The sequence below is a fragment of the Brevibacillus nitrificans genome, assembly GCF_003710965.1.
In the GTDB taxonomy this organism is placed as follows: domain Bacteria; phylum Bacillota; class Bacilli; order Brevibacillales; family Brevibacillaceae; genus Brevibacillus; species Brevibacillus centrosporus.
The window spans coordinates 1-12,280 of record NZ_RHHU01000030.1 but is presented as its reverse complement, the minus strand read 5'-3'; the positions used below and the strand labels follow the sequence as shown (position 1 = coordinate 12,280).

Genomic DNA, 12,280 nt, shown 5'->3' with positions numbered 1-12,280 from the left:
ACCTGACCCCGGCAGCCAAAAACAGCGGGAGTAACGCTGCTGCCGTCGATCAGGCTGAGGGGGGAGCAGGCCAGATCATCGACGCTGCTGTCCCGGGAAAGACGTACATACTGAAAGGAAAAGGCAGCGTAAACAGACTCGGCCAAGAAGGGATTATCGGGGCAGAATGTCTGGACAAGAACGGAAAACGAATCCCAGGGGGAAGAGTGACGCTTACCTTCAAGAGCCCTGCCTTTGTGGAAAAATCGCTATCTTTTACGACTGTGCCTGGCACGGCTCACATACAGGTGTACGTCTATGTCTATCATGCCATCGCAGGCGGTGTTTCTTATTTTGATGATATAAGCCTTGTCCCTGCTTCGTGCACCTTCGATTGCCATACGAATAATGCAGCGTTTCTGCCGAATGACTGGTTTGCCGAGTCCCAGGCTCCCGCAGAGATCGAAGCCCGTGTAAAGCAATTGCGTGAGATGAGAATTCGCTATCAGATGGCGGACGTTGGCATGCTGACGGAATGGGGGATGCTCGACGCGAGGAGCTATGCCGGACTGGCACAATGGCTGAAATACTCCAAGGAAGCTGCACCGGACCAAGTGGTGATTGCGGTGCTTAATTTTAATCAAAGGCTGACAAAGGACGAGAATGGAAACGAACAGCCGAACCCCCTTTTCGGGACAGAGACATTTCATCAAAATGTGAATCAGATCGTGCAGAAGCTCGTCCATGAAGGCATTTTCTGGGACGGAAAGCTGTACAGGGTGGATGGCGTTCATCTCGACATGGAACCTTTTTTCACAGACGACCGCGAACTGGAAAATATGCTTCGCTATTTGCGAGAACATGCGCTGAGCGGCAATCGCTACTTCTCGGTGGCTGCGCCCGTTCAGTATGGCGGGGAAAAACAGTGGAGCTACGCGTATATCCAAAGAATTGCCTCCATCGTCAATCAGATCAATCCGATGGTGTACGATCAAATGGGATGGGATTCGCCGATCGATTCTCCCTACGCCTATCAAACGCTATGGACAACGGAGATGAAGCGATACAGTGACGCTATTCTCTCGGCAAAAGGCAATTGCCAGCTGCTCCCCATCATGCCAGCCTATGAACGCAGAACGGTAGAAGAGATAGGAGTGGTCTATCACGATCCGTACGTGGAAAACATCTACTCCGCCGCGAAGGGCTTGGTCAATGCCAGCCAAGCAGGGGCAAAGATTCACGGAGCGGGGATTTTCTGGTGGGCTACCTTTATCGGTGATTACCCAGAGGTGTATCCTCGGACGTATTACTTGCAGGATCAGGAGCACTGGATGAAAGAATGGGTCCATCATTCCTAGGTCAACGATTTCATGTTCGTGCTCTTTTTTTACGAATAGAATGCAAGAATGATATGGATTTAAAAGGAAATGGCAGGATAAGCAAGCATAAGGCAAGAGATTACGGTCAACTGCCGCTGAGCCACAGAGAGGGGGGAATATCGAGAATTTTCAGATTTGAGCCACTGGAAACATTATGGTAACCTTTTATTGTTACCTAATTAAATACGGGCCTAGTTTCGTCTCTGACGAAAACGGGGGAACCATCTTTGGGGTTAATTCTGTGAAAACAGAAGGGATGCAAACTGCCATCCTACCCGTCAGCTAACCTCGTCGGCTAAAGCAGATCATGCATACAAGTTTCTTTTTGTCCGCTTGCTTTATGTGCAAACGGCTTTTGCTCTATCCGGGCATGGGTCGTCCGCACCTATCAAGCTTATTTGTTCATATTTGTATGTGAGAGAATAGTCGACTCATTTGCTTTTGTCGGGAAGGGCCCTCCTGATGAAACGCAGTGTGTCGGCTTTTTTTCTTTTCATAAAATTTTTGAGGAGGAGTTGGGGTAGATGATTTCCTTTCACAGCGTAGAGAAGCGCATCAACGATGTCTCCATCATCCAAAAGCTTGACCTGCAAATCAAAGCGGGTGAGCTGTTCGTCTTGATCGGACCCAGTGGATGCGGCAAGACGACGACCATGAAAATGATCAACCGCCTGATCGAGCCTACCTCAGGGCGAATCGAGATCAATGGGGAGGATGTCTCCCTGGGAGATCCCGTTGAGCTGCGGCGCAATATCGGATATGTGATTCAACAAATCGCTTTGTTTCCCCATATGACGATTGGGCAAAATGTTTCTTTGGTACCCAGATTGAAAAAGGCAGACCAAGCGCAGTATGAAAAAAGGGTCGATGAGCTGCTGGACATGGTCGGGCTGGACCCGAAGGTTTTCAAAAACCGATACCCGGCTGAGCTGAGCGGTGGACAGCAGCAGCGTGTTGGCGTCATCCGCGCCATGGCGGCAGATCCGCCCATCATTTTGATGGATGAACCTTTCAGTGCTTTGGACCCGATCAGCCGGGAGCAGCTGCAGGATGAGTTTGTAAGGCTGCAAAAGACGATCAAGAAGACCATCGTTTTTGTGACGCACGACATGGACGAAGCGATCAAGATATCCGATCGCATCTGCTTGATGAACAATGGCGCTGTGGTACAGGTGGACTCTCCCGAGAAGCTGCTGCAGCGTCCTGCCAATTCCTTTGTGGCGGACTTTATCGGAATCAAGCGGTTGAAAAGCGCACAGGAGCGACAGGCAGTCTCGTCGACGAAAAAAGCGACGCTTCCCCGTTGGAGCATTTCGTAAAAAGAGGGAGGGGAAGACATGAGTGAATTTGTTCAGTTCATCCAGGAGAGGCACGAGCAGATTTTATTGTTGATCTGGGAGCATAGCTACATTTCGTTTGTCGCGGTCATGGCAGGATTTCTCGTCTCTGTGCCGCTCGGGATCATCCTGACAAGAACGGAAAAGATGAACCGCTACGTCATTGGCTTTGTCAATATTTTGCAGACCATTCCCAGCCTTGCCCTTTTGGGGCTGATGATCCCGCTGCTGGGAATCGGGGCCGTACCCGCGATTGTGGCACTGTTTCTTTACTCGCTTTTGCCCATGCTTCGCAACACCTTTACCGGCATCATGGAGGTAGACCCCGCGCTGAAAGAGGCGGCGAAGGGAATGGGGATGACCAGCTTTCAGATCTTGTGGAAGGTGGAGCTGCCCCTCTCGATCTCGATTATCATGGGTGGATTTCGGACGGCCACTATTTATACCATCAGCTGGGCGACGCTCGCTGCGGTGATCGGAGGAGGAGGACTCGGGTATCTGGTGTTTACCGGACTTGGGGTTGCAAACGACAACATGCTTTTGACCGGAGCGCTTGCAACCGCAATGCTGGCGACGATAGCCGATTTCATTACACGGAAAATACAAAATGTTTGCACACCAAAAGGTCTGAGAAGCAATCGTGCGAATTAAGGGGGAGCAATCTATGAAAAAGAGATGGATATACGCTTTTGTTACGGCCGTTCTTTCGGTAGTCCTGCTTGCAGGCTGCGGCTCCAGTAATGTCGTGAAAATCGGGCATCAGCCAACGACCGAGCAGACGATCATGGCACAGATGCTCAAGCAGGTCATCGAGGGGAATTCCGATATCAAGGTCGATCTGGTTGGAGGACTGGGGGCAACTCCTGTTGTGCTCAAGGCCATGGAGAATAACGATATTCAAATATCAGCTATCCGCTACGTGGGGACGGATCTGACAAGTAGCTTAGGGCTGAAGGAATTCAGCAAAGACCCGCAGGAAGCCTTTGATCTGGTGAAAAAAGGCGTAGCGGAGAAGTTTGATCAGGAGTGGTTCCCGTCTTACGGCTTTGACAACACCTACGTGTTTACGGTACGCAAGGAAATCGCGGATAAATACCAGCTGAAAAAAATCTCCGACCTGGCAAAGGTAGCGGGGGAGCTGCATCTCGGTACAGATGCGAGCTGGCTGGAGCGCCCCAATGACGGGTATGAGGCATTCAAGCAGGAATACGGCTTTGATTTTGGTAAAAAGACTCCGATGGATATCGGTCTGGTCTATAAAGCCGTTGCAAATGGAGAGGTAGATATTGTGCTGGCTTACTCCACGGACTCGCGCCTGAAGGAATTTAATCTGGTCACGCTGGAAGACGACAAGCATTTCTTCCCGCCGTATGGAGCTTCTGCTGTCGTGCGCAACGATACGCTCAAGCAGTACCCGCAGCTAACCGAACTCATTAACAAGCTGAGTAATCAAATTGATACGCCAACCATGACCGCGCTCAACTATCAGGCGGACATCGAGAAACGCGACCCGGAAGAGATCGCCCGGACGTTTTTGCAGGAGCAAGGCTTGCTTCAAAAGTAACGCGAAAGGGAGGTGGGCTCGTTGAATGCTTTTGAATTTATTTCGAGGTATGGCGGGCAGATCCTGGAGCTGACAGGAGAGCATCTGTACATGAGTGCCATCGCCATTTTGCTGGCGATCGTGATCGGTGTTCCGCTCGCGGTATTCATGACACGCAATCCGAAGATCGCTGTGACCATTCAAACGATCATCAATACCGTCCAAACGATTCCGACGATCTCGCTGCTCTTGATCATTATGATCTTTCTCGGATTGGGGTACAGCACAGCGATAGTGGCGCTGGTTCTCTACTCCCTGCTGCCGATTGTGCAGAACACTTATGCAGGGCTGGAAAACGTGGATAAGAGTATGATTGAAGCAGGAACAGGCATGGGCATGACGCGCCTGCAGCTTCTGACCTACGTGAAGCTGCCGCTTGCTTTGCCGATCATTTTGGCGGGAGTCCGTATTGCCGCAGTGGTTGCGGTAGGGTCTGCGACGATCGCGACATTCGTCGGGGCAGGCGGCCTAGGAGAAATGATCATGCGGGGAATTTCTACGACCGATGACCAGAAGATTTTGGCCGGGGCGATCCCGGCAGCGGTCCTCGTCGTTCTCGTTGACATGTTGATTGGAAAAATCGAAAAAAGAGCGAGCTATCGCGTGAATACCGCAAGAACGAATAAGTAGCGATTGCCAGTGGGCATCTTAAAGTGTAGCAAATCGTGGAAAAGAGGTGCTTGCTTTGAAAACGGAAGATGCCATCTGGGGAGCACTGGAGGAAGTGCTCGATCCAGAAGTGGGAGTCAATATCGTGGACCTTGGACTCGTGTATGAGGTTGCAGTAGAGGACAATGGGCAAGCAAATATTGAAATGACGCTGACGATACCCCAATGCCCGCTGGCGGATGAAATCGTCACGAATGTAGAAGAGGCAGCCGCCGCAGTACCGGGAGTCAAAGGCGTCAAGGTCTCACTCGTCTGGGAACCAAAATGGAGTCCGGCGAGAATGAATGACAAGGCAAGGGAAGAGATTCGAGCACGCCGAAGTCTCGTGTAAAAAAGCAAAGGCAGCGTCAGGTTGAGGGAGAATGAGACCCTTAGACCGACGCTGCTTTGCTTTTCAATCGCTGCTTACACAGAGCTCCAAGGCATTCTCGGACAACGAAGCCACGCATCCTTCCTCGCCGACGCGATCCCCGATCCTCACGTGATAGCTACAGAGGTAACCGCTGAACATAGCCGGCACCTCCACCAACTTCCCTCCGCTGGTTTTTACGAGACAGAGAGTTTCTCTCTCACAGACGTAGGAGCCTTCCTCCAACAGCAGACGCTCAACCACTCCGTGACAGTTGCTCACAATATCGAATGTGACTTTCATCTTTGGAACTCACCTCTGTCAATCAAGATCGTGATTGTGGAACAGGCTGGAGAGCGTCTTTTTCAAAAAGCTGGATACGACCTCCACGTCCTCTGCACGGATGGCCAGCTTGTCGACCCAGCCGTGGTCGAAGGCGATCTCATCGGAGGAAATCAGTACGGACTGCATGTTTTGCAAGGAAAGGACAAAGCTCTTCCCATCAAAGTGCTGGGAGTAGAACAGCCCCAGGTCATAGCGGTTATTGTCTGTCGTAAAAGCTACATAGCGGGAGAGCATCGTTTCCGATTGATCGTACAGATAGTCAAAAGACATGGTCGTCACCTCAGCCTGATAAATTTTGTGATTCCGATCTTCGAGGGATTGTTGCAAAAACGATGCCAGCTGCTGCCCCGAGCGAACGCCGCTGGGTTACATGGATTCCTCGAAGTCGATCACCGGCGGACTTTTGCGGAATGCCTTGGTACTGAACAGCAAGTAGCCAATGCCGATCAACGTCCAAGCGATTCCGAGAGTCAACGCGTGGCTGTCGAGATTGGCCCAGAGGAAGGCGACAAAGCTGGCCCCGATCAGCGGGGAGATCAAATATTTGAGAGTGTCTTTGGCAGAGCGCTGCTTTTTGCGAATGTAAAAATGGGCGAATACAGACAGATTCACGGCAGTAAAAGCGGTCAACGCGCCAAAATTAATGAACGCAAGCGCTGTCTCCAGCGTCAGAAAAAGGGATGAGAGGGAGACGATCCCGATGAAAAGGACATTGCCGACGGGAATGCCTTTGACGGGATGCAGCTTGCCGAACCATTTTTTGGGTAGGACATTTTCCCGCCCCATTGCAAACAAGAGTCGGGATGCGCTCGTATGGGAAGCGATCCCTGAAGCCAGTGCAGCCGTAATACTGCCTGCGACAAAAATCGAATGGAACAGGTCACCGCCGAGGATCATGGACATCTCAGGAGAAGGAGAGTCCTGATTTTGAAACGGCGCAACGGACGGAAAAGCCAGCTGGGTGAAATAGGAAGCGATGATGAAGATGACGCCGCCAATCAGGGCAACGAGAAAAATACCGCGTGGAATGGTCTTCATCGGATTGATCGCTTCTTCCGTGTAGGTCGTCACGGCATCAAAGCCCAGGAACGAGAAACAAAGGATGGCTGCCCCTGCCATGAGTGTCGGAAATGACATGCCTTCTCCGTAAAACGGTGTAATGGGAAAAGCACTGCCTGTTGGGCTGGTCCCGGTCAGATGCTGAATGGCTAACGCTGCAAAAATACCGACAACCAATACCTGAAACACGACGAGCAGCGTGTTGAAATTGGCGGTTGATTTGATCCCCCACAGATTGACACCTGTGGTCACCGCGGCGAGCAGCAGACCGAGGATCCAGGAAGGAACGTTTGGGAAGGCCGCTGATAGATAGATCGTTCCCAGCAGCACATTGATGATGGGCAAGAAGACGTAATCTAAGAGGGATACCCAGCCGACGAGAAAACCAAAGTGGGCGTTAATGGTCTGGCGAGCGTAAGAGTAGGCGGAGCCCGCTACCGGAAATTCCTTGACCATGCTTCCGTAGCTGGCGGCGGTAAACAGCATGGCTGCGAGTGCTAGCAAATAAGCGGTCGGAACGTGGCCGTTTGTTTCCTGCGTGACGATCCCATACGTGTCGAAAACAGTGAGAGGCGTCAAATATCCCAAACCGAGCACGATGACGTGCCATAGCTTCAAGCTTCTTTTTAGGGTAGGCATTTTCTCTGGTTCTGCGGATCTGTTCATGATCAAGCCCCTTCGCAAAATAGATTGTAAGCGCATCCGAAAACTTTTAATAAAAAAAATTCAGTTATTTTCGCGTATAGAAGGGGGATTCCGTCGTAATCGAGCCATTCCACCAGCAGCACGGCTGCGAATTTCAATCCGTATAAGGCTGTCCGTCATGGGGCACAAGCCTCCTTTGCTGAAATATGCTGCACCTATTTCGTCTAGCAATAGATGTGCCAAACACATTCGCTTTTCTTTCTACTCGTGCTACTGGCTTGGAGGGAATGAAAATAGGGGATGTCTTTATGCAAAAACGCATAGCTTACCCAGCAATGAATAAACGGAAGAGTGGGGACGATGCTGGAGGTGTCGCGGGTGCGCAGCAGGTGAACGGAGCGGGAAACTCCCTGTAAATGGCATGAATTTTGCTAAGACGAACCAGTGGAACGAAGAATGAGGAGGAGATTCCTATGAGCAGCACGACGAGAAGCTATGTAAACATCCAAACGCCGATCCCCGGCCCCAATGCCAAGGGGCTCTTGGATAAAAAAGAGCAGCATGTACCCAGGGGGCCGTTTACGACTGTACCCACGTTTGCTGTGAAAGGAGAAGGCGCGCTCTTGACGGACGTGGACGGTAATACATTCATCGATTTCGCAGGAGCGATCGGCACGCTGAACGCGGGACATTGCCCGCCGAAAGTGGTGGAGGCGCTCAAGGAACAGCTGGACAAATACATCCATCCCTGCTTCCATGTCATGATGTACGAGCCGTACGTGGAGCTGGCGGAAAAGCTGAATCAAATTACGCCGGGTACGCACGCCAAGAAGACCTTTTTCCTCAACAGTGGTGCAGAGGCGGTGGAAAATGCGATCAAGATCGCCCGCAAATACACTGGACGCAAGGCAGTCATTTCCTTTGAACGCGGCTTTCATGGACGCACGCTCCTCGGGATGTCGCTGACCAGCAAGGTGAAGCCGTACAAATACGGCTTTGGCCCATTCGCGCCGGATGTGTACAAAATGCAGTATCCGTACTACTACCGTGCACCGCAGGGCATGACCCCGGAGGCTTTGGATCAGGAGCTCCTGAAGAAGCTGGAGGAGTTCTTCCTTGTAGAAGTCGCAGCGGAGGAAGTAGCGGCGATTATCATGGAGCCGGTGCAAGGGGAAGGGGGGTTCGTCGTTCCTTCCAAAACATTCGTGCAGGGTGTAAAAGCGATTTGCGAGAAGCATGGCATTCTGTTTATCGCGGACGAAATCCAGACAGGCTTTGGGCGTACAGGCAAGCTGTTTGCCATGGAGCATTTTGATGTCATTCCCGATATCATGACCATGTCCAAATCGATCGCGGCAGGGCTGCCGATCAGTGCGGTCACAGGACGATCTGAGGTTATGGATGCTCCTGAGCCAGGGCAGATCGGAGGAACGTACGGCGGCAGCCCGCTCGGATGTGTAGCTGCCTTGAAGGTGATCGCAATGATGGAAGAGGAAAACCTGCTGGAGAAGGCAAACCAGATCGGAAAGACTGTGATCTCCCGTTTCCAGACAATGCAGGAGAAGCATGCCGTCATCGGTGATGTGCGCGGCTTGGGAGCGATGGTCGCGGTAGAGCTCGTGCTGGATCGGGAAAGCAAGACACCTGCTGACGAGCTGACCGCCAAGATCGTGGCAGAGTGCAATCGCCGCGGTGTCGTCACACTCAGTGCCGGCATTTTCAAAAACGTGATACGGATTCTCTCCCCGCTTGTCATCACGGATGCACAGCTGGCGGAAGCTCTGGATATTATCGAAGAAGTCTTTGGAGAACTGGCGTAATCGGAAAAGAGGGGAAACAGGAGCTGTCCATTTGGCAGCTTCTTTTCTTTTCGAGGGGCTATGCAAAAATGCATGAGGTATGAAGAAATGCATAACGAACGGCTGGGTGCCAGCGAATAACTTCAGCGTTCAATATTGGCATAACTTTTGCAATAATGAAGAAATGATGGCGAACATGCCTGCGAATGGGAAGGGGCAAGCGAGTATGCAAAACAAGCTGTTTTTAATCGCCGTCCTGCTCTCCATGATCCTGGTGCCCGTGCAGCGCCCATTCGGCGTGAGGCACTCTTTTTGCAGAGGTAGAGCTTGGGACGAGATCCTACACTAAAAAACAAGGTGATCATGATGAATAAAAAGAGTCTGTTTATCAACGGTGAATGGGTGGAAGCAACGGAGTATGTCACACTGACCTCTCCATACAGCGGCGAGGCTATCGCGCAAATTCCAGCGGCGACAGAAGCGGAAGTCGACGCGGCGATCGAAGCCGCCTATCAGGCGAGAGACAAGATGAGAGCGCTCCCTGCGCATGCCCGTGCAGCGATTTTGGAAAAGCTCGCGTCGCTCATGGAGGAACGTGCCGAGGAAGCCGCGCGGATCATCGCACGGGAGGCAGCGAAACCAATCGCAACGGCCAAGGGGGAAGTGGCCCGGACGATTCAGACCTACAAGTTCGCCGCAGAGGAAGCCAAGCGGATTCACGGGGAGACCCTACCGCTCGATGCAGCACCAGGAGGGGAAAAGCGTGTGGCTTATACCGTACGGGAGCCGCTTGGTGTCATCGGAGCGATCACGCCGTTCAACTTCCCGCTGAATCTGGTCGCACACAAGGTCGGTCCGGCGATCGCATCCGGCAATACGGTCGTCTTGAAGCCGGCTGCCCAGACTCCACTGTCTGCCTACTTTTTGGCAGAGCTGCTGCAGGAGGCAGGACTGCCGGCAGGAGCACTCAACGTCGTGACGGGAAGCGGCCGTGTCGTCGGCGATCGGATCGTCACGGATGAACGTGTACAGATGGTGACCTTTACGGGAAGTCCCGCTGTAGGGATCGGCATCCGCAACAAAGCTGGACTGAAACGGGTCACGCTGGAGCTGGGCTCCAACGCAGCGGTCATTATCGACAAGGGAGTCGACATCTCGAAAATCATCGCCCGCTGTGTACAGGGCGCATTTGCCTTTCAGGGGCAGGTATGCATCTCCTTGCAGCGCGTGTATGTGCACGAGGATCTGTACGAGGAATTTGCTGCAGCTTTTGTGGAAGCCTCTCAGCGCCTGATCGTCGGCGATCCGCTTGATCCGAATACGGATGTGTCTGCCTTGATTTCCCCTGCGGATGTAGAGCGCACCCTGGCTTGGATTGACGAAGCGAAACAGAGGGGAGCGCGGGTCATTACGGGAGGCCAAGCGGAGGGCAATGCCCTGCTGCCGACCGTATTGCTCGACGCAGATCCGGCACTCAAGGTCTCCTGCCAGGAGGTTTTCGCGCCGATCGTGCTGATAAACAAAATCGCGTCTGTCGAGGAAGGCATTGCGCTGGTCAACGACTCGCGCTACGGACTGCAGGCAGGCATCTATACAGAAAATATTCACATGGCGCTCATGGCAGCGGAAAAGCTGCATGTAGGCGGCGTCATGATCAATGATATCCCGACGTTCCGCGTTGATCACATGCCGTACGGCGGCGTGAAGGAAAGCGGAACAGGGCGGGAAGGTCTCAAATACGCGGTTGAAGAAATGACCGAGATGAAATTGGTGGTGTTCAACCGCAATTAAAACGGAACCGGAGGAAACCCACCCATGCAATATCCACTTTCGCCCGATGTGAAACCAGAATTTTGCACGACAGGCACGTTCATGCGCCTGCCTTCTCATAGAGATCATGCCAAGGTCGCGATCCTGGGCCAGCCATTTGATACGGCGGCATCGTTTCGCGTAGGTGCGCGATTTGCGCCGCAAGCGATACGTCAGGCATCCATGACGCTGTTCCCTTATCATCCAACACACAAGGTCTATCCATTTGAAGATACGCATGCGATCGATATCGGAGACGTTCCGGTCATTCCGCACAATATTCATCGCAGCTACGAGCTGATGGAAGCCGCCATGCTCGATTTGATGAAAAAAGGCATCATTCCCATCGGGTTGGGAGGGGACCATTCCATAACGCTGGCAGCCCTGCGCGCAGCCAAGAAGGTTTACGGCAAGGTGGCGTTGATTCAGTTCGATTCCCACACGGACACGTGGGATACCTATTACGAGGAAAAATACTGGCACGGATCTCCCTTTATCCGGGCTTATGAAGAAGACCTGCTTTTGCCGGACAAGGTGTTTCAGGTCGGCATCCGCGGCACGCTGAACCATCCTGGCGATCTGGAAGCCAGCTATGAGCTCGGATACAACGTGATCACAACCAGTGAACTGCGCAGCCGGGGCTTTGATGACGTGGTGGGACAGATCAAAGCCACTATCGGGGACACGCCTTGCTTCTTGACCTTCGATATCGACTTTGTCGATCCCGCCTTCGCTCCGGGTACAGGAACCTTGGAGGTGGGAGGCTTCACAAGCCACGAAGCGCTGCAGCTGGTACGCTCGCTCACGGACCTGAACTACATCGGCTTCGACCTCGTGGAGGTGCTGCCTCCCTACGATCCGACGCAAATCACCGCTCTGCTCGCTGCGACGCTGATTCATGATTTTGCTGCGTTGGTGGCGTTGAAGAGGAAAGTCTAAGCTGACGTGGCTGCAGGGGAGGAAGCGCATTTTCAGCCTCCGCTCCGGGTTACGCCTACAGGGAAGAGTAGGCTGTCCGCTGCGCAACGATCCCGGGGGAAACGATAAACGGCGCGCAGCTTCGAAGAGGATTCAGAGGTATCGTTTCTGATCCCCGGTCTATGCTGCTCCGCTGGGCAGGGCTCCACAGTCGCTCGGCTGAAAATGCGCTTCCTGATCGTTGTGGGAAAAGAACACAGACTTTCCTCTGAGGGATAAGTAATCAGGGTTTGTAAGTTAATCTGAAAGTAGTAGAAATGAAATGAGTTTGATCGAATACTAGATCGCTCTCTGGCCTAGCGTCTCTTCGCTTTGCTGGAGAGCTATTT

At 52.6% G+C, this 12,280-nt stretch carries 11 protein-coding genes, 1 pseudogene and 1 riboswitch; of the genes and pseudogenes, 9 read left to right on the top strand and 3 right to left on the bottom strand.

Annotation, left to right across the window (positions count from 1 at the left end):
* From EDM59_RS30715 to EDM59_RS30690, 6 genes and pseudogenes are all read left to right on the top strand, one after another.
* A partial coding sequence (locus tag EDM59_RS30715) for a glycoside hydrolase family 18 protein (RefSeq protein WP_221176076.1) occupies window positions 1–1,337 on the top strand: 1,337 nt, incomplete at its 5' end.
* A gap of 199 nt (window positions 1,338–1,536) precedes the next feature.
* Window positions 1,537–1,669: riboswitch (cyclic di-AMP (ydaO/yuaA leader) on the top strand.
* 213 nt (window positions 1,670–1,882) lie between these two features.
* Window positions 1,883–2,638, top strand: a pseudogene (locus EDM59_RS30710) (ABC transporter ATP-binding protein); the annotation flags it as partial.
* 57 nt (window positions 2,639–2,695) lie between these two features.
* Window positions 2,696–3,346, top strand: coding sequence for an ABC transporter permease (locus tag EDM59_RS30705; protein ID WP_122927063.1), 651 nt, complete (start codon window positions 2,696–2,698; stop codon window positions 3,344–3,346).
* Between the two features lie 13 nt (window positions 3,347–3,359).
* Window positions 3,360–4,259: an osmoprotectant ABC transporter substrate-binding protein gene (locus EDM59_RS30700; RefSeq protein ID WP_122927062.1), complete on the top strand. Its 900-nt coding sequence runs from the start codon at window positions 3,360–3,362 to the stop codon at window positions 4,257–4,259.
* Window positions 4,260–4,280: 21 nt separating this feature from the next.
* The gene (locus tag EDM59_RS30695) at window positions 4,281–4,928 is read left to right on the top strand and encodes an ABC transporter permease (RefSeq protein ID WP_246011309.1); all 648 of its coding nucleotides are present in this window, start codon (window positions 4,281–4,283) and stop codon (window positions 4,926–4,928) included.
* Between the two features lie 55 nt (window positions 4,929–4,983).
* Entirely contained in the window at window positions 4,984–5,298 is a 315-nt protein-coding gene (locus tag EDM59_RS30690; RefSeq protein WP_122927061.1) for a metal-sulfur cluster assembly factor, read from the top strand.
* Between the two features lie 63 nt (window positions 5,299–5,361).
* Here the strand turns inward: EDM59_RS30690 and EDM59_RS30685 are convergent, their stop codons facing one another.
* From EDM59_RS30685 to EDM59_RS30675, 3 genes are all read right to left on the bottom strand, one after another.
* Window positions 5,362–5,619: a biotin/lipoyl attachment domain-containing protein gene (locus tag EDM59_RS30685; protein ID WP_122927060.1), complete on the bottom strand. Its 258-nt coding sequence runs from the start codon at window positions 5,617–5,619 to the stop codon at window positions 5,362–5,364.
* Window positions 5,620–5,637: 18 nt separating this feature from the next.
* Entirely contained in the window at window positions 5,638–5,931 is a 294-nt protein-coding gene (locus EDM59_RS30680) for an SAV0927 family protein (RefSeq protein WP_122927059.1), read from the bottom strand.
* Between the two features lie 96 nt (window positions 5,932–6,027).
* Window positions 6,028–7,386 (bottom strand): APC family permease, encoded by a 1,359-nt coding sequence (locus EDM59_RS30675; protein WP_122927058.1) that lies wholly within the window; start codon window positions 7,384–7,386, stop codon window positions 6,028–6,030.
* A 452-nt stretch (window positions 7,387–7,838) separates the two neighbouring features.
* Here EDM59_RS30675 and gabT point away from each other — a divergent pair, with 452 nt between their 5' ends.
* The 3 genes from gabT to speB all read left to right on the top strand — a co-directional run bounded on the left by gabT (window position 7,839) and on the right by speB (window position 11,912).
* Entirely contained in the window at window positions 7,839–9,185 is a 1,347-nt protein-coding gene (gabT, locus tag EDM59_RS30670) for a 4-aminobutyrate--2-oxoglutarate transaminase (RefSeq protein ID WP_122927057.1), read from the top strand.
* A 342-nt stretch (window positions 9,186–9,527) separates the two neighbouring features.
* The gene (locus tag EDM59_RS30660; protein ID WP_122927065.1) at window positions 9,528–10,955 is read left to right on the top strand and encodes an aldehyde dehydrogenase family protein; all 1,428 of its coding nucleotides are present in this window, start codon (window positions 9,528–9,530) and stop codon (window positions 10,953–10,955) included.
* A 24-nt stretch (window positions 10,956–10,979) separates the two neighbouring features.
* The gene (speB, locus tag EDM59_RS30655) at window positions 10,980–11,912 is read left to right on the top strand and encodes an agmatinase (protein WP_122927055.1); all 933 of its coding nucleotides are present in this window, start codon (window positions 10,980–10,982) and stop codon (window positions 11,910–11,912) included.
* Window positions 11,913–12,280: the final 368 nt, after the last annotated feature.